This is a genomic window from Chelatococcus sp. GCM10030263, from assembly GCF_042666455.1.
GTDB lineage: Bacteria > Pseudomonadota > Alphaproteobacteria > Rhizobiales > Beijerinckiaceae > Chelatococcus.
The window spans coordinates 29,891-46,253 of record NZ_JBHTDB010000006.1; the positions used below are offsets into that span (position 1 = coordinate 29,891).

A 16,363-nucleotide genomic window follows, 5' to 3' on the forward strand; every position below is an offset into this window, starting at 1 on the left:
GCTCGCTTTCGCTGGGGCTATGGCCGAGGTGCTCCGGCCTGTCTGCTCGCCGATGTCCGTCGAGCAGACAGATCTGCCTAGAATTTATGCATTCGCCGAGAAGACGAGCGCCGCCCTCAGTCCTCCATCACCTCGAGCTCACCGATGAGATCCGCGATCATCGATAGGCCGATCTGCCAGAAGGCCGGATCGCGGGCATCGAGCCCGAAGGGGGCGAGCAGCTCGGTGTGATGCTTGGTGCCGCCGGCCGAGAGCATGGCGAGATATCGCTCGGCAAAGCCGTCCTGGGACCGCTGGTATACGCCATAGAGCGAGTTCACCAGGCAGTCGCCGAAAGCATAGGCATAGACATAGAAGGGCGAATGAATGAAATGCGGAATATAGCTCCAGAAGGTCTCGTAGCCCTCGCCAAATCGGATCGCCGGCCCAAGACTCTCGCGCTGCACGTCGAGCCAGATCTCTCCGAGCCTCTCGGAGGTGAGCTCACCCTCGCGCCGCTCGGTGTGGACCTTCAATTCGAAGGTATAGAAGGCGATCTGGCGCACGACCGTATTGATCATGTCCTCGACCTTGGCCGCGAGCATCGCCTTGCGCTGCAGGGGGTTCGCCGTCGCTGCGAGAAGCTTGCGGAAGGTCAGCATCTCGCCGAAGACCGAGGCGGTCTCGGCGAGCGTGAGCGGCGTCGGCGCCATCAGCGCGCCATTCGGCGCCGCCAGCACCTGATGAACGCCGTGGCCGAGCTCATGGGCGAGCGTCATGACATCGCGCGGCTTGCCCTGGTAGTTGAGCAGCACATAGGGATGGGCTGACGGAACCGTCGGATGGGCAAAGGCGCCCGGCGCCTTGCCTGGCCTCACCGGCGCGTCGATCCAGCGCTCGTCGAAGAAGCGGCGGGCGATGTCGGCCATGCGCGGCGAGAAGTCACCATAGGCCGTGAGCACCGTCTCGCGCGCCGTGTCCCATGGAATCGTCGGCGTCGCCACCTTCGGCAGCGGTGCGTTCCTGTCCCAATGGTCGAGGGTCTCGCGTCCGAACCAGCGGGCTTTCAGCGCATAGTAGCGGTGCGACAGGCGCGGATAGGCCTCGTGCACGGCGGCGACCAGAGCATCGACCACCTCCCGCTCGACACGATTGGCGAGGTGGCGTGAATCCGCCACATGCGCGAAGCCGCGCCAGCGATCGGAGATCTCCTTGTCCTTGGCGAGCGTATTGGTGATCAGCGTGAAGGTGCGCAGATTGGTGCGGAAGACTACTGCCAGGGCATCGGCGGCGGCCTTGCGCACCGCCCCATCCGGATCCTGCAGCTTGTTGAGCGTGGGCTCGAGCGTCAGCTCTTCGTCGCCGACCCGGAAGCGCAGCGCCGACATGGTCTCGTCGAAAAGACGGTTCCAGGCACCGCGGCCGGTCACCGCCTTCTCGTGGAAGAGCTGCTCCAGCTTGTCGTCGAGCTGGTAGGGCTTGTCCTTGGCGATGTCCTCGATCCAGGGCCGCCAATGGGCGAGCGGCTCACTCCCCGTGGCCGCGGCGAGCAAGCCTTCGTCCAGCCGGTTGAGCTCCAAGGTGAAGAACAGGAGATGCGAGCTCGCCGCCGTCAGCCGGTCCTGCGTGTCGCCGTAGAATTTCGCGCGCGCCGGATCGCTCGTGTCGCCCGCATAGAGCAGCGAGGCATAGGACATCAGGCGCCCGAGCAAATCCTCCAGCGCTTCATAGGTCCTGAACGGCTCGGCGAGCGCCTCGCTCGCATTGCTGCCCCTCACCAGTTCGTCGAGCCGCCCGCGATAGCTCTCGGCAAAGGCCTTGCTGTCCGCCTCGGCCAGCGCGAGATCGGCCGCGAATTCCGGCGAAGCCATGCCGGGATAGAGATGCGACAGGTCCCATTCCGGAAGGGCCTCTGAAGGATCGGCGGCCACCGTTCCCGCGCTTTCGTTCATCGTCATGGCATCTCGTTTCTTGGACGGCGTCGTCGCCGGTGGCACCGGCGACAGGATGGGATTCACGATATCTGGCGTCTTGTGCCGGCTTGATCAACGGCTGTTGGTGCAATCTCGATCAGCCGCGCTTTTCCTGGACGTCATTAACAAGAGCTTTACACTTGTCACCGAGCATTGCGCCGAAACGATACAGCGCGATTCGGCAGAAAGGAGGGTGTGTGGCGAAGGCGAAAGCGCTCCTGATCACCTCAGCTCCGTCGCTACGGAACGCACGCTGTCCCGTCACCGCCTGCGTAGGACCACTGCCCTCTCCCCATTTCTCCAACCTGTCACGGCCGGCATGACGAGCATCCTCATCGTCGACGACGATCCTGTCCAGCGTCGCCTTCTCGAAGGCATGATCCGCCGGTTTGGTTATGAGGCCTCCATCGTTGAAACGGGCCAGGCGGCTATCGAGCGGTTGAGCGCGCCGTCCTCATCGCCCTTCGATCTGGTCATTCTCGATCTCGTCATGCCGGAACTCGACGGCATCGGCGTCCTGGGCGCCATGCGCGAGCGCGGCATCGAGGTTCCCGTCATCGTCCAGACCGCGCATGGGTCGATCGAGACGGTCGTCTCGGCCATGCGTGCCGGCGCTGCCGATTTCGTGGTCAAGCCTGTCGGCGCCGAGCGCCTGCAGGTCTCCATCAAGAATGCCCTGCGGACCGGTGCGCTCGAAAGCGAGATCCGGCGCATGTCGAAGCGCGCCGCCGGCGCGCTGTCGATCAAGGATGTCTCGACGCGCAGCGCCGACATGGCACGGGCGTTGCGCCTCGCCGAGCGCGCGGCGAAATCCATGATCCCGGTGCTGATCGAGGGGGAATCGGGCGTCGGCAAGGAGGTCATCGCCCGCGCCATCCAGGGTTCCGGCGAGCGCCGCGGCAAGCCCTTCGTCACCGTGAACTGCGGCGCGATCCCCGAGAATCTCGTTGAGTCCATTCTCTTCGGCCACGAAAAGGGCTCGTTTACCGGCGCGACCGAAAAGCACGTCGGCAAGTTCGTCGAGGCGAGCGGTGGCACCCTCTTTCTCGACGAGATCGGCGAATTGCCGCTCGACGCCCAGGTCAAGCTCCTGCGCGCGATTCAGGAGGGCGAGGTCGACCCGGTCGGCGGGCGCAAGTCCGTGAAGGTGGACATCCGGCTCATCTCGGCGACCAACAAGAGCCTGCTCGAGCTCGTCAAACAGGGCAAGTTCCGGGAAGACCTCTACTACCGCCTCAATGTCTTCCCCATGACGCTGCCGCCCTTGCGCGCGCGGCGGGAGGACATCCCGGGGCTTGCCATGACCTTCCTCGCGCGCTTTGCCGCCGAGGAAGGCAAGCGCGTGCGCAGCATCGCGGCCGAAGCCCTGGAGATGCTGACCAATTACACCTGGCCGGGCAATGTGCGCCAGCTTGAGAACGTGATGTTCCGCGCCGTCGTCCTCGCCGACGGCGATGAATTGACCACGGCCGAATTTCCGCAGATCGCGGCCCAGATGCAGGGCTTCGAGGTGCGCGTTCCGCCCGTGCCGCCGGCAGACGTGGCTGCCTCCGCTCCCCCCTCGCCCGAGGTCGTCAGGGTGGAGGTGCGCGATCCCAACTCAATTCCGCTGCTCGACGAGAAAGGGGAACTGCGTCTGCTCGAGGAGGTGGAGGCGGAAGCCATCCGATTCGCGCTGCGCCACTATCGCGGTCACATGTCGGAGGTCTCGCGCAAGCTGGGCATTGGGCGCTCCACTCTTTACCGAAAACTCAAGGATATGGGGTTAGTGGAGAATGAGGACGGACCGGATCCGGCAACCGACGCAGCCTGAACCGTGACCGTTTGGACACGCTGCCGGAGAGTTTGCGCTTCGGGGCCTACGGTCTAGCTCAACGGCTTGTTTCGATTACCCGGGGGCGACATGAAGAGGTTCGGTATGGCATGCGCCAGCGGGGAAGTTGTGATGCGGACTGTGGTCGTGAGGTCAGCCTTTCTCAGTCTCGGCATCGCCTTGACCTTTCCAGCAGTCGCCCTCGCAGCGGGGCTGCCCAGTGATCTTCCCGGCCCGGCCGACAAGCTCTCGCCCACCACCGTGGAGATGGCGCCGGCGACGACCGGGAGCATTTCCGATCTGCGCCCGAGCGTCGACGGCAAGCTCGACGAACTAGGCAAGGCCAGCGGTGACGCTGATCCCGCTGAGACTGCGCCTAACGCCGAAGCGGCCCCAGGCAAAACACCCGGCGAGGCCTCCAGCCCGACCTCCACCGACGAGCAAGGTACGGGTGATAAGCAAGGCACTCGCGAAGCCGCCCCTGGCGATGCCGTCGCGAAGACACCGCCTACTGAGGCCGACAAGGAAGCGGCCCCGTCCGCCGCGACCAAGGAGGCAGCGCCGAGCAAGGATGAGGGCGCGGCTCCGGCCACCGCCGCCGCCGCGCAGCCCTCCACACCGCCAGCGGCACCCGCCGACGGTTTTCCGCAGATCGCGGTTCCGGACGTCGTCGTCAGCTTTCCGGCGGCACCGCCCAAGACCGGTATCGCCACTTATCTGGAAAGCCACGACGTTCCGAGGTCGGCCAGACTCGACAAGGCCGAACGCGAGGCGATCGCCGCCTTTTACGCCGAACGCGCCTTTATGCCGCTCTGGCTCACCGGCGATCAGTGGACCGCCGGGGCTCGTCGCGTCATCGCCACGCTCGAACAGGCGGATGACGAGGGTCTCTACAGCTCCGACTATCCCATCCCGATCATCGACGTGCTGCCGAAGGCCGATAGAGCCGAGGCGCTCGCCGAGGCGGACATCAAGCTGTCGGCCTTAGCGGTGACCTACGCGCGCGACGCCCGTGGCGGCCGTCTCAATCCGCGCCGGGTTTCGTCGCTTCTGGCCCCCACCCTCGATCAGCCCTCGGCCGATACGGTATTGCGTCTTCTGTCGCAGGCGGCCGACCCTGGCACGGCGCTGGAGGGGTACAATCCGCAACAGGCCGCGTACAAGGCGCTCAAGACGAAGCTCGCGGAGGTCAGGGCCGCCCGCCCGACCGCCCCCATGGTGCGTGTGCCCAATGGACCGGTGCTGAAGGTCGGCATGCGCGATCCACGCGTGCCGCTGGTGCGTGCCCGTTTCGGCCTCGACTCCGGCGACAGCACCTATGACGAACAGGTTGCGGCGGCAGTCGCAAGTTTTCAGAAGGAGCAAGGGCTGCCGGCGAGCGGCGTTCTCAACCGCCAGACCGTGGCGGCGCTCGCGCCCGCTCACAAGGACTTGCCCGACGAGCGCGCGATCATCGTCAATATGGAGAAGTGGCGCTGGCTGCCGGCCGACCTCGGCGACCGCTATCTGATGGTCAATATCCCCGCCTACACGCTGAGCCTGATCCAGGACGGCAAGGTGGAACACAGCGCCCGGGTTGTTGTGGGCAAGCCGCAGACGCCCACACCCGTCTTCTCGCATGTCATGCAGCACGTCATCGTCAATCCCTACTGGACGGTGCCGCCGTCGATCATCCGCAAGGAATTCCTGCCGGCGATGGCCAAGGATCCCGGTTATGCGGAGCGGCGTGGCTATGAGGTCATCCGTCGCGGCAAGAGGATCATCATTCGCCAGCCCCCTGGCGACCGTAATGCCCTGGGGCATATCAAGTTCATGTTCCCCAACGACTATGCGGTCTATCTGCACGACACGCCGAGCCGCAACCTGTTCAAAACGGAACGGCGGGCCTATAGCCACGGCTGCGTTCGCGTCGATAATCCTTTCCGTCTTGCCGAACTCGTGCTCGGCGCGGACACGGGCTGGACGGAGGCCAAGGTCAAGAAGCTTGTCGGGCGCGGTGAACGGCTGATCAAGCTCGCCCATCCCCTGCCGATCCACCTCGTCTATTTTACGCTGTCCGTAGATGAGGACGGCAAGGTCACGAGCCGCGACGACATCTACGGTTTTGATCGCCGCTTGATGCAGGCGCTCGGCCTCACCGGCTGACGCCTCGACGCGGGTGATCGGCCCGGGCGCGGCAGGCCCGCCAGCCGGACAGAACGCAGTCGCTTTGCGCGAGGCTGGTCAAACCGACCATCAGCCTCGACGCGCATCATTTCCCCTTATCGCCATTGCTGCATAAAAAGCACGTCTTGCCCCTTCGCGAGGGCGAGGTTAACGTGGCCTTAATTCTTCTCGGCAAGAGTTCGCCTATTGTTCAGCCGCCGCATGGTCCCCGGTGCCCATCCGCGGTCCCGGGCATGTAGCCTCGCAACAGACGAGTTCACTTTTGCGATCAATGGACGCAGCCCAGGTTCCGGCGCGGAACCGATTGTCTCGTATCATCTGCAGCTTAGCAGTTGCTTGCGGCGCTTTTGTTTCGGGAACGACCGGTCTTCAGAACGCCGTGGCGAATGGTGACACGCGCACCATTTCACTGGTCCATCTGAATTCACACGAGAGCTTGACCGTCACCTTTCGACGCGACGGACGCTACGATCGCGATGGCCTCAAGCAACTGAACTGGTTCCTGCGCGACTGGCGCACCCAGGATATGACCACCATGGACCCCAAACTGTTCGACATGCTCTGGGCGGTCGAACGGGAAGCGGGTTCGCGCGGCCCCATCCAGGTGCTCTCCGCTTACCGGTCGCCCAATACCAACGCCATGCTGCGGCGGCGCTCGCGCGCGGTTGCCGAGCACAGCCAGCACATGCTGGGGAAAGCGATCGACTTCAGTCTGCCCGACGTGTCCATGGCCAAGGTGCGGGCGATCGGCATGCGCTTGCAGCGAGGCGGCGTCGGCTATTATCCCAATGTGCCCTTCGTTCATCTCGACACAGGCAGCGTCCGCGCTTGGCCGCGCATGCCCCGGGTCGAGCTCGCCCGCCTCTTTCCGGACGGGCGCACCGTCCATCTTCCGAGCGACGGCAAGCCGCTTGCAGGCTACGACCTCGCCCGGGCCGACATTCTCCGCCGCGGCGATGCGGTCGCCGGGGTAAGCTATGCGGAGGCCCAGTCTACCTCGAGCGGCCAGGGCCGCAGCCTCTGGGCCAGGCTCTTCGGCGGCAGAGAAGAAGAGGAGGAGGACACCGCCCCTGTCCCGGCACGCGGACGCACCGTTGTCGCGGCACGCCAGCCGGCCCCGCAGGCGGAGCGTGTGGCGGATGCCCGCTCCGGCGACGATGCCGGGACCCGCAGCTTCTTCCTGCGACAATCGCCGGCAGCCCGTAGGGAGCCTGCGGAGACGCAGCCTGCCCGGCAGCCCGCTCCGGTCGCCGTCGCGTCCCTCGCCGATACCGCACCGGCCGCGCCGACGCAGTTGCCGGTTCCCCGGCCGGCGGATCTCCTCCCCGCCGCCGCTCCGGCACCGGAGGCAGCCGATGCCGCTCCCGTGGGGGTCGCGGCGCTCATGCCCAAGCAAATGCCCATGCCCAAGCAAATGCCTATGCCCTTGCCGCCGCCACGGCCGCAGGACACCCAGGTGGCGCGGCTCGTCGACGTTCCCACGCCGCCGGCTCGCCCGACCGTCGTTGCAGCGCTCGCGCCAACGGCCTCATCGGCACCGGCCGTCGCTGCCCCGCCCCCGCACACGGCGGACAAAGCCCCGGCGAGCCCAGAGTCGATGGAGGCACTCGTTGCCTTGGCGACGACGGCTCCGGCCCAGCCGAAGCGCGCGCTGTCGCCTGCCGCGCCGGTGGTAGCGGCCATGTCCTATGCGCCGCCTAGCCATGCGGTGCCGCCGGCCCGCCCGGCCGTTCCGGCTCAGGCTTCCTCGCAGGCAGCGCGCTCACCAGGCAGCAGCGCGCGACAGGGGGCGGCTCCCAACCCGCTGCAGCCCTTGTTCCGGGCTGAGGTCACGGGCGTTCGGCCCGCGCAGAATCCGAATGTGGTCGTCGCTCAGGCCCGGCTCGTTGCCGTCGCCGATCGTCCGGTCGCACAGGCGCCGCGGCAGGTCGTGGCGAGTTCCTTCGCAAAGAGCCCATCGTCGGATCTCAGCTTCGGCGCCTTCACCGGGCCGGCCGTGAAGCCCCTGCCTACCGTGCAATTCACATCGCGATAAGGGCGACCCGAGCGGCTTGCTGATACAGCAAGCGAGTAACATCGCTCCGCTCGTCCCCCGGCCTTCGCCGGGGTGCCGATCGGAGCGGGTCTTATCTGTTCATGCCGAGCGCTTGCATATAGAGCTCGAGAATCGCGTCCTCTTCCGCGCGCTCATCCGGCGGCTTCTTGCGCAATTGCACCAGCTTGCGGACAGCCTTCGCATCGAAGCCGCGGCCCTTCAATTCGCCGTAGACCTCCTTGATGTCGCCGGCGATCGCCGCTTTCTCCTCCTCCAGGCGCTCGATCCGCTCGATGAACTGCTTCAGTTCGTCGGCCGCCACGCCCGATTCCGCAACGTCTGTCACCATATCCTTGTCACCGCCATTTTTCTCTCTGAAAGCCGAGGGACGCTCGACCTCGGCTCTCCGACTGATCCGCTGGATTGAAGGCTTTACCCGGTTTGACGGGAATGGGAAACGTTCTGGACGATGTCCCGTAAAGGTTGATGATTTGCCAATGGCGCCCGGCCGTCACGGCCTGCCATGCCGAACGCCGTGATTGCCTTTCAGCGGGCGCATGCAATCGCCGCCGCCGCAGAGCCCTGGCGATCCGTGCGGCTCGGATGCGGGACGGCGCCGCTGCGAATCACCGGCCTGAGCAAGGGCAGAACGACCCTGGCGAGGCGGTCGCCCCAGGCATTTGCCCCAGCGTCGTCGCCGATCAGGTCCTGGCGCACTTCGATGAGCGCATTGGCGAGGCCATGAACCGTCGCATGACGAAAGACGACATCGCCGCGCAAGGCGCCGTCATAGGGCTCGTTGTCGCCGACGGTCAGATCGCCTTCGGCGCGCAGCGCCTCGATGAGCGGAACGGCAAGCCGCGGGTCTGCGTCCCAGAGGATTCCGACTTGCCACGGCCGCGGCCAGCCCCGCCACACAGGCGTGAAGCTGTGGACCGACAGGACGACCGGCGCGATCCCTCGCGCGAAGAACGCGTCGATCGTGGCGGTGATCGCTGCGTCATAGGGCCGGTAGAACCGGGCAATGCGCCGCTCGACCTCGACCGCGTCGACCCGCGCATTGCCGGGCACGACCGCACCGTCCGACAATCGCATCACCAAGGTAGGATCGTCCGTGCCGCGGTTGGGATCGATCAGCAGGCGGGAGAAGTTGGTGAGGACGGCCGGGGCGCCAAGCCGCATCGCCAGGCGCCGCGCAAGTGGCGCCGCGCCGATGTCGTAGGCGATATGACGCTCGAGCTCGGCGGCGGGCATGCCGAGCGCATGATAGTCGGCGGGAATGGTATTGGCGGCATGATCGCACAGGACGAGCACGCCGGTGGCGAGATCGCCCGCGATGACCTCGACGGGATGTTCCGCCGGGGGTGCGAGGGCACTTGGAGACGAAAAAGATGGCAGGCGGTTCATCGTCGGCTCGGCAGGGGAAACGCGGCAGGAAGATCTGGCAGGGAACTTGAGCAGGGAATTTGGCAGTTGACGCAAAGTGCCACAGCCCATCTTTGCCGGCGAGTGTCATGAGGTCGCCAAAACTCGCTTTCATGGTGGATATATGCGGCTTCGTCGTTGTCTCCTGCTCCTTTGCCGCCGCGCTCTCAGCGCGTTGACACGCCCTGCCGAAAGCGGGCACATGAGCACCAGTTGCAACGCTTCTGCTTCGCCATGAAAACTGATCTCCTGTCCCATGCCCGGGGGGTGCTCCTGCTGCTCGCCTTGGCCGGGGGCGCTACCCTGTTGTCGACGCCGGCGCGAGCCGATCTGCGTCTGTGCAACATGACGTCGAGCCGGGTCGGTGTCGCGCTGGGCTACCGCGACGGCCAGGGCTGGATCAGCGAAGGCTGGTGGAATCTTGGGGTGCGCAGCTGCCAGACCTTGCTGCGCGGCCCGCTCGCGGCCCGCTACTACTACGTCTATGCCGTGGACTATGACCGTGGCGGCGAATGGACCGGCCGTTCCTATCTCTGCACGCGCGAGCGGGAATTCAGCGTTCGCGGCACGAATGATTGCCTTGCCCGCGGCTTCGACAGGACCGGTTTTTTCGAGGTCGATACCGGCCAGCAGAAGAGCTGGACCGTACAGCTCACCGATGCCAACAGACCTGGGAGCAGAACACGATGAGACGCATGCGCCGCGTAAAGATCCTCGCGACTCTCGGCCCTGCGTCCAACGATCCCAGCATGATCGCCCGGCTCTTCAAAGCCGGTGCCGATGTCTTCCGCATCAATATGAGCCATACGTCGCGTGAGGATCTAGCCGAACGCGTCGCGGCCATTCGCTCCGTCGAGGAGAAGTTCGGGCGGCCGATCGGCATTCTCGTCGACCTGCAGGGGCCGAAGCTGCGAATCGGCACCTTCGAGGATGGCGCGGCCATGCTGAAGGAGGGCGACCGCTTCGTCCTCGACGACAATGACAAGCCGGGCAATGCCAAGCGCGTCCATCTGCCGCATCCGGAAATCCTGGCCGCTCTCGAGCCCGGGCACACGCTGCTGATCGACGACGGCAAGATCAAGCTCGTCTGCGAAAGCGTCGGTAAGGGCAAGGCGACCACGCGGGTGGTGGTGGCCGGCAAGATCTCCAATCGCAAGGGCGTCAGCCTGCCCGATACGATCATCCCCGTCTCGGCCATGACGCCCAAAGATCGCTCGGACCTGGAAGCGGCCGTCAATATCGGCGTGGACTGGATCGCATTGTCCTTCGTGCAACGGCCGGAGGACCTCGCGGAGGTGCGCAAGGTGACGCGCGGCCAGGCGCTCGTAATGGCCAAGATCGAAAAGCCGCAGGCGGTGGCCCGGCTTGCCGAAATCATCGAGGCGTCGGACGGGCTGATGGTGGCGCGCGGCGATCTCGGCGTCGAGATGCCGCTCGAACGGGTGCCCGGCATCCAGAAGCTCATCACGAGCGCCGCGCGGGCCCAGGGCAAGCCGGTCGTCGTGGCGACGCAGATGCTCGAATCGATGATCACCGCGCCCGTGCCGACCCGCGCCGAAGTATCGGACGTGGCAACAGCCGTGTTCGACGGCGCCGATGCCGTGATGCTCTCCGCGGAAAGTGCCTCGGGCCAATATCCCATCGAGGCGGTCGCCACGATGAACCGCATCGCGGAGGAGATCGAATCGGACGTTACCTACAATGCGATCATCCACAGCCTGCGGACGGAGCCGGAGGCAACCGCCGCCGACGCCATCGCCAATGCCGCCCGCAGCATCGCGGAGACACTGGGCCTGAAGGCCGTGATCGCCTGGACGTCCTCCGGCGCGACCGGGCTCAGGATCGCCCGTGAACGCCCGCTGACCGCGGTGCTGACGCTGACGCCCAATCTGACCGCCGCCCGCCGCCTCGCCATTGCCTGGGGCGTGCATGCGCTGGTGACGGAAGACGCGCGGAACATGGATGACATGACGGACCGCGCCTGCAGCATGGCCCGGGAGGAAGGTTTCGCCGAGATCGGCCAACGCGTCATCGTCGTGGCCGGCATCCCCTTCGGGCGGCCCGGCGCGACGAATACGATCCGCATCGCCTACATCACGCCCGAAGGCAGCGCCTGACGACCCGCTCAGATGTCGCGGCCGTTGACCTCGATCTTGAGCTGCTCGACGGCCTTCTCGACATCCGGCAGATGCGGCGCGATGGCGAGCGCCCGTTCGTAGGCGGTGAGTGCCGCCTTCTTGTCCCCCACCTCACGGAAGAGGACGCCGAGCCCGGTCCAGGCGACGTAGTGGCGCGGCTCCCGGACGATTGCCTGGCGCAGATCGAGGATCGCCTGCTGCTCGTCTCCCAGGGAGGTGAAGATCAAGGCGCGCTTGTTCCAGGCCTCCGCCCAGTTCGGTTCGAGCGCGAGGACCCGGTCGAGCAACTCGATCGCCAGTTCGTCCTTGTCCATGGCAGCCGCCGTGATCGCCCGGCTCATGAGGAGGTCGGCCGTGTCGCTGCCCGACTGCAGCCAGCGCCGTTCGATGAGCCGCGTAATGCCCTTCGTCTCGTCCTCGTCCTGCGAGGCGGCCAGCCGCTCGAACAGGCGGTCGAGCGCGGCATTGTCGGAATCGGCCGGAGCCGGAGAGGCGCTCGCGGGCGGCGACGGCGGCGGTGGAGCGGACTGCGCCACGCCGCGCGTGGGCGCGGCGAGCACGAGCATCAGGACCGTGGCGAGGAAGGCCGATGAAATACGCATGGGTCTATTGTAGCGCGGCGGTCGCGAGCGTCAAAGCCGCGGCGTGCACGACCGCGTGAGGTCCGCCAACGCAGAAAGCCCGGCCATCCGGGCCGGGCTTGCCTGCAGACAGATGCCTGGATCGCGGGCGATCAGCCCTGGCGAGCCTTGTACCGCTTCTGCGTCTTATTGATGATGTAGACGCGGCCCTTGCGACGCACCAGCTGGTTGTCGCGATGTCGGCCGCGCACCGATTTGAGCGAGTTGCGGATCTTCATGTTCGTCTCCGTCCAGGCCGGTCCTGGAACAAGTCCGGTACCTGGCCGATAAAAGCGATGGTGGGCGCGACAGGGATCGAACCTGTGACCCCTACGATGTCAACGTAGTGCTCTCCCGCTGAGCTACGCGCCCAACGCCTGCCGAACCCGACCGTAGCGGCCGTATTCGCCGGCGAATGACTTTGCCCGCCGTCATTTTCGAGCATTCGCGCATCATCCCCGATGCGCGGAAACCGGAATGTCGGCGGAGACGACAACGGCCACACAGTAAGGCCGATGTCGAGAACGTGTACGGGCACGTCCCGTGGGCCGCGGATATAGCTTGCCGGGGCCGCGAGTGCAAGCGCGTGATCGCGCTTTTCCGCCGAGGTCAAGCCGCAAGCAGCTTCTCGACCTCGTGCACCAGTTCGCGCAGGTGAAAAGGCTTGGACAACACCTTGGCGTCCTTGGGCGCCTGCGAATCCGCATTGAGCGCGACGGCGGCAAAACCCGTGATGAACATCACCTTTATATCGGGGTCGAGCTCCGTCGCACGCCGTGCGAGTTCGATGCCGTCCATTTCCGGCATGACGATGTCGGTGAGGAGGAGCTCGAAGGGCTCCTCCCGCAACCGGTTATAGGCGGACAGCCCATTATCGAAGGACGCCACGTCATAGCCGGCGTTCTGCAGCGCCTTCACGAGGAAGCGCCGCATGTCGTTGTCGTCTTCGGCGAGAAGAATTTTGTTCATGGCTTCACGTACGCGTCACCTCGGATAGTTCATATCCATAAAGCGGCTCTGTCGTAAACAGGCGGTGAAAGCGAAGCCATTCATTGGACAGGCGCTGCCAAAAAAGCCAGATTATGGGTGAGCGAAACGCCGAAGCCCCCATAATGCCGATTGCCGGAATGTCCTATCCCGTCGAACCGGAATTCGAATCCCCCTTCGAATTGGCGGAGCCGACCGAGCAAACGGTGGCTGCCGTGTTCAATGCCCCCCATTCCGGCCGGATCTATCCGCACGCCTTTCTCACCAGCGCAAGGCTCGACCCCTTCAGCCTGCGCCGCTCCGAAGACGCCCATGTGGACGCGCTCTTCGCATCCATGGTCGATCTCGGCGCCCCGCTCCTCGCCGCCAACTTTCCTCGCGCCTATCTCGACGTCAATCGCGAGCCCTATGAGCTCGACCCGCGCATGTTCGACGGCCGGCTGCCGCCCTTCGCCAACACCCGCTCCCTCAGGGTGGCGGGCGGGCTCGGCACGGTGCCGCGCATCGTCGGCGACGGCCAGGAAATCTATCGCGACAAATTGCCGGTCAGCGAAGCGCTGCGCCGGATCGAATGGCTCTACAAACCCTATCATCGCACGCTGCGCCAGCTGATTGCCCGCACCATGCGCCAGTTCGGCGCGGTGCTTCTGGTCGATTGCCATTCCATGCCGTCACTTGGTGCGGCGCGCGGCGAGCCCTCACGCGCCGATTTCGTGCTCGGCGACCGCTACGGGACGAGCTGCGCGAGCATCATCACCGACCGCGTCGAGACGGAATTGCGCCGGCGCGGCTACCGCGTGGTCCGCAACAAACCCTATGCAGGCGGCTTCATCACCGAACATTATGGCGAGCCGTCAGCCCGACGGCACGCTCTGCAGATCGAGATCAACCGCGCGCTTTATATGAATGAACGGGATCTCGAACGCTCGCCCCATTTCGACACGGTGGCGGTGGATTTGACCGGCGTGTTCTCCAAGATCCTCACCGCCCTGCCGGACGATCTCCTGCCACGGCCGATCGCCGCCGAATAGCGGTCGCCGAATTCATCAGGCAAGAAAAAAGGCCGTACACTGACGCGCACGGCCCAAGTCTAGGGAGGAAACGCCCAAGGAGGGCAGCGATACGTCGCCGTACCGCATTGCAATAATATGCCACCGCACCGCACAAAACGCAAGAGTCGCTGACCTATTTTTTTGAATTATGGTTAAGCCTCAGTTAATTTCGGCGCGAGGCCGGCCGCTGCGAGCTGGGGTAGCCGGCTTCGGGCGCATGGCCCCGCGCTTTTCCATGGCAGCTCGATAGACTACACGAACCAGCAAGACGGGCACGCCCGTTGCAGCCGCAACACCCAAGCGCGAGGCCTCATGACCGCCGTCGACATCTCCCGCTTCATCGATGACCTCGCCACCCAGTCCGGCCAGGCGATCATGCCCTTCTTCCGCTCGGCCCTCACCGCCGAGGACAAGTCCGACGGGCGGGACTTCGATCCGGTAACGGAGGCGGACCGCGCCGGTGAGGCGGTGATGCGCCATATGATCAAGACGACCTTTCCCGACCACGGCATCACCGGCGAGGAATTCGCCGACGAGAATGCCGAGGCCGAATACGTCTGGGTGCTCGATCCGATCGATGGCACGAAAGCCTTCATTTCCGGCCTGCCGCTCTGGGGCACGCTGATCGGCCTGACGCACAGGGGCTCTCCCACCTACGGCCTCATGCACCAGCCGTTCACGGGCGAGCGTTTCGCGGGCGATGGTCGCACCGCCCATTATCGCGGACCGGCGGGCGAGCGTTCGCTCGCCACACGGCCCTGCGCCAGCCTCACCGAGGCGACCATCTCCGCCACGACCCCACAGATGTTCTCAGGCAAGACGCTCGAGGCCTATCGGCGGGTGGAGAGCGCCTGTCGCATGCACCGCTACGGCTGCGATTGCTATGCCTATTGCATGCTCGCCGCCGGACATATGGACCTCGTCATCGAGACCGGCCTGAAGCCCTGCGACATTCTTCCGCTTATCCCCATCGTCACCGGCGCCGGCGGGATCGTCACGGACTGGCAGGGGAACCCGGTGACGGGCGGCGGCAATGTGGTCGCCGCAGGCGACCCGCGCGTTCACGCCATGGCGCTCAAGGCCTTGTCCGCCTGAGGTGGCTGCCGGCCGAGATCATCCGTGCCGGGGATGAAGGCGTCGAAGGCCGCCCAGAATGCCGACCGGATGCTGTCCCGCTCCATCAGGAGTTCATGGCGGGCGCCGGGCAACACGATCACATGCCCGGATTTGAGATGTAGCGCGAAGCGCTCGATCACCGGCGTCGAGACGACCGTGTCGGCGCCGGCCGCGACGATCAGGACCTGCGCCTTGATCGCCTCGGCGGCACGGCGCGTCCCGAGCTGCGCCATCAGCCGATAGGCCGCCTTCACCCAGCCGATGGTCGGATCGCCGAGGCCGACCTGCGGTGCGGCGGCCGTGATCGCCGCGTTGCGTGCATAGCGAACGGGATCCGACGTCAGCCGATTGTCGCGAAACGGCTTGGTGGAGATGGCCGTTGCCCCGCCGCCCGGAACGAACTGGCGCGCAAAGCCGATGGCGCCAAGCACTTCCGCGAGGCAGCGCACGAGCCTCGGACGTTTCACCAGGGCGACCGAGAGCATCGGCGCCGAAGCGACGACGCGCTCGAAACGGGTCTCACCATGGCCGAGGCAGTCGAAAAGAATGGTCGCGCCCATGGAATGGGCCAGCGCGAAATAGGGCGCCGGGCAATGACGGGTCACGACCTCGGTCAAGACCGCATCAAGGTCTCGGCGATAGCGCTTGAAAGAGGCCACATGCCCTTTTCTGGCATTAGCGACCTGGCGGTCCGAGCCCCCCTGGCCACGCCAGTCGAAGGCCACGACGACGAAGCCGCGATTGGTGAGATCGGTCACCGTCTCGAAATATTTCTCGATGAATTCCGCCCGCCCCTGCAGGATGCACACCGTTCCGCGCGGGCTCTTGCGGCCGCGCGGCGACCAGCGTGCGACCCGCAGATTGACGCCGTCGCTCGCCGCCACTTGGCTAACGACGGCGCCGGGCGGCACCGGATTGTCGGGCGTGGCGAAGAGCTCCACGGCAGGGCCTCAATGCAGCCGATCATGCGATTCCGGCTCGGGATTGGAACTATATTCGCTCGGCCGCAAAGAGGCCATGACGCCGGTGCCTCACAGTCTTGAAAAGCTGCCGCATCCG

At 65.5% G+C, this 16,363-nt stretch carries 14 protein-coding genes and 1 tRNA gene; 7 read left to right on the forward strand and 8 right to left on the reverse strand.

Annotation, left to right across the window (positions count from 1 at the left end; all coding sequences use genetic code 11):
• Positions 1 to 116: 116 nt before the first annotated feature.
• The gene (locus ACFQU1_RS15490) at positions 117 to 1,937 is read right to left on the reverse strand and encodes a M3 family oligoendopeptidase (RefSeq protein WP_378134157.1); all 1,821 of its coding nucleotides are present in this window, start codon (positions 1,935 to 1,937) and stop codon (positions 117 to 119) included.
• Between the two features lie 334 nt (positions 1,938 to 2,271).
• Between ACFQU1_RS15490 and ACFQU1_RS15495 the strand changes: the two genes are divergently transcribed.
• The 3 genes from ACFQU1_RS15495 to ACFQU1_RS15505 all read left to right on the forward strand — a co-directional run bounded on the left by ACFQU1_RS15495 (position 2,272) and on the right by ACFQU1_RS15505 (position 7,966).
• Positions 2,272 to 3,765 carry a sigma-54-dependent transcriptional regulator gene (locus ACFQU1_RS15495; protein WP_378134160.1) on the forward strand — a complete coding sequence of 498 codons (1,494 nt, stop codon included), beginning with the start codon at positions 2,272 to 2,274 and terminating at the stop codon, positions 3,763 to 3,765.
• Positions 3,766 to 3,897: 132 nt separating this feature from the next.
• Positions 3,898 to 5,910 carry a L,D-transpeptidase family protein gene (locus tag ACFQU1_RS15500; RefSeq protein ID WP_378134162.1) on the forward strand — a complete coding sequence of 671 codons (2,013 nt, stop codon included), beginning with the start codon at positions 3,898 to 3,900 and terminating at the stop codon, positions 5,908 to 5,910.
• A 400-nt stretch (positions 5,911 to 6,310) separates the two neighbouring features.
• Positions 6,311 to 7,966 carry a DUF882 domain-containing protein gene (locus ACFQU1_RS15505; RefSeq protein ID WP_378134164.1) on the forward strand — a complete coding sequence of 552 codons (1,656 nt, stop codon included), beginning with the start codon at positions 6,311 to 6,313 and terminating at the stop codon, positions 7,964 to 7,966.
• 91 nt (positions 7,967 to 8,057) lie between these two features.
• On the opposite strand, the gene ACFQU1_RS15510 is transcribed toward ACFQU1_RS15505, so the two are convergent.
• Positions 8,058 to 8,315, reverse strand: coding sequence for a DUF2312 domain-containing protein (locus ACFQU1_RS15510; protein ID WP_378134166.1), 258 nt, complete (start codon positions 8,313 to 8,315; stop codon positions 8,058 to 8,060).
• A gap of 197 nt (positions 8,316 to 8,512) precedes the next feature.
• A complete protein-coding gene (locus tag ACFQU1_RS15515; protein ID WP_378134168.1) occupies positions 8,513 to 9,373 on the reverse strand; it encodes an N-formylglutamate amidohydrolase in 861 nt (286 codons plus the stop codon).
• A 252-nt stretch (positions 9,374 to 9,625) separates the two neighbouring features.
• Between ACFQU1_RS15515 and ACFQU1_RS15520 the strand changes: the two genes are divergently transcribed.
• The gene (locus ACFQU1_RS15520; RefSeq protein ID WP_378134171.1) at positions 9,626 to 10,081 is read left to right on the forward strand and encodes a DUF1036 domain-containing protein; all 456 of its coding nucleotides are present in this window, start codon (positions 9,626 to 9,628) and stop codon (positions 10,079 to 10,081) included.
• Positions 10,078 to 11,508, forward strand: a complete 1,431-nt coding sequence (gene pyk / locus ACFQU1_RS15525; RefSeq protein ID WP_378134173.1) for a pyruvate kinase — start codon at positions 10,078 to 10,080, stop codon at positions 11,506 to 11,508. Before ACFQU1_RS15520 ends, pyk begins: the two co-directional genes overlap by 4 nt.
• A gap of 8 nt (positions 11,509 to 11,516) precedes the next feature.
• Here the strand turns inward: pyk and ACFQU1_RS15530 are convergent, their stop codons facing one another.
• The 4 genes from ACFQU1_RS15530 to cpdR all read right to left on the reverse strand — a co-directional run bounded on the left by ACFQU1_RS15530 (position 11,517) and on the right by cpdR (position 13,118).
• Entirely contained in the window at positions 11,517 to 12,131 is a 615-nt protein-coding gene (locus tag ACFQU1_RS15530; RefSeq protein WP_378134175.1) for a tetratricopeptide repeat protein, read from the reverse strand.
• A gap of 131 nt (positions 12,132 to 12,262) precedes the next feature.
• Positions 12,263 to 12,388 (reverse strand): type B 50S ribosomal protein L36, encoded by a 126-nt coding sequence (gene ykgO, locus ACFQU1_RS15535; protein ID WP_378134177.1) that lies wholly within the window; start codon positions 12,386 to 12,388, stop codon positions 12,263 to 12,265.
• Between the two features lie 58 nt (positions 12,389 to 12,446).
• Positions 12,447 to 12,521 (reverse strand) — tRNA-Val (locus ACFQU1_RS15540).
• Between the two features lie 237 nt (positions 12,522 to 12,758).
• Positions 12,759 to 13,118, reverse strand: a complete 360-nt coding sequence (gene cpdR / locus ACFQU1_RS15545; RefSeq protein ID WP_378134179.1) for a cell cycle two-component system response regulator CpdR — start codon at positions 13,116 to 13,118, stop codon at positions 12,759 to 12,761.
• 158 nt (positions 13,119 to 13,276) lie between these two features.
• Between cpdR and ACFQU1_RS15550 the strand changes: the two genes are divergently transcribed.
• Positions 13,277 to 14,167 carry an N-formylglutamate amidohydrolase gene (locus ACFQU1_RS15550; protein ID WP_378134181.1) on the forward strand — a complete coding sequence of 297 codons (891 nt, stop codon included), beginning with the start codon at positions 13,277 to 13,279 and terminating at the stop codon, positions 14,165 to 14,167.
• Positions 14,168 to 14,500: 333 nt separating this feature from the next.
• Positions 14,501 to 15,283 carry a histidinol-phosphatase gene (hisN, locus tag ACFQU1_RS15555; protein ID WP_378134183.1) on the forward strand — a complete coding sequence of 261 codons (783 nt, stop codon included), beginning with the start codon at positions 14,501 to 14,503 and terminating at the stop codon, positions 15,281 to 15,283.
• On the opposite strand, the gene ACFQU1_RS15560 is transcribed toward hisN, so the two are convergent.
• Positions 15,250 to 16,245: an alpha/beta fold hydrolase gene (locus ACFQU1_RS15560; RefSeq protein ID WP_378134185.1), complete on the reverse strand. Its 996-nt coding sequence runs from the start codon at positions 16,243 to 16,245 to the stop codon at positions 15,250 to 15,252. The genes hisN and ACFQU1_RS15560 overlap by 34 nt on opposite strands.
• Positions 16,246 to 16,363 lie beyond the last annotated feature (118 nt).

What these genes read in the sequence shown, in the direction of transcription:
- ACFQU1_RS15495 (WP_378134160.1), top strand. Translation starts at nt 2,272, where the DNA reads ATGACGAGCATCCTCATCGTCGACGACGATCCTGTCCAGCGTCGCCTT.
- ACFQU1_RS15530 (WP_378134175.1), bottom strand. Translation starts at nt 12,131, where the DNA reads ATGCGTATTTCATCGGCCTTCCTCGCCACGGTCCTGATGCTCGTGCTC.
- ACFQU1_RS15500 (WP_378134162.1), top strand. Translation starts at nt 3,898, where the DNA reads ATGCGGACTGTGGTCGTGAGGTCAGCCTTTCTCAGTCTCGGCATCGCC.
- hisN (WP_378134183.1), top strand. Translation starts at nt 14,501, where the DNA reads ATGACCGCCGTCGACATCTCCCGCTTCATCGATGACCTCGCCACCCAG.
- pyk (WP_378134173.1), top strand. Translation starts at nt 10,078, where the DNA reads ATGAGACGCATGCGCCGCGTAAAGATCCTCGCGACTCTCGGCCCTGCG.
- ACFQU1_RS15520 (WP_378134171.1), top strand. Translation starts at nt 9,626, where the DNA reads ATGAAAACTGATCTCCTGTCCCATGCCCGGGGGGTGCTCCTGCTGCTC.
- ykgO (WP_378134177.1), bottom strand. Translation starts at nt 12,388, where the DNA reads ATGAAGATCCGCAACTCGCTCAAATCGGTGCGCGGCCGACATCGCGAC.
- ACFQU1_RS15490 (WP_378134157.1), bottom strand. Translation starts at nt 1,937, where the DNA reads ATGACGATGAACGAAAGCGCGGGAACGGTGGCCGCCGATCCTTCAGAG.
- ACFQU1_RS15510 (WP_378134166.1), bottom strand. Translation starts at nt 8,315, where the DNA reads ATGGTGACAGACGTTGCGGAATCGGGCGTGGCGGCCGACGAACTGAAG.
- ACFQU1_RS15550 (WP_378134181.1), top strand. Translation starts at nt 13,277, where the DNA reads ATGTCCTATCCCGTCGAACCGGAATTCGAATCCCCCTTCGAATTGGCG.
- ACFQU1_RS15515 (WP_378134168.1), bottom strand. Translation starts at nt 9,373, where the DNA reads ATGAACCGCCTGCCATCTTTTTCGTCTCCAAGTGCCCTCGCACCCCCG.
- cpdR (WP_378134179.1), bottom strand. Translation starts at nt 13,118, where the DNA reads ATGAACAAAATTCTTCTCGCCGAAGACGACAACGACATGCGGCGCTTC.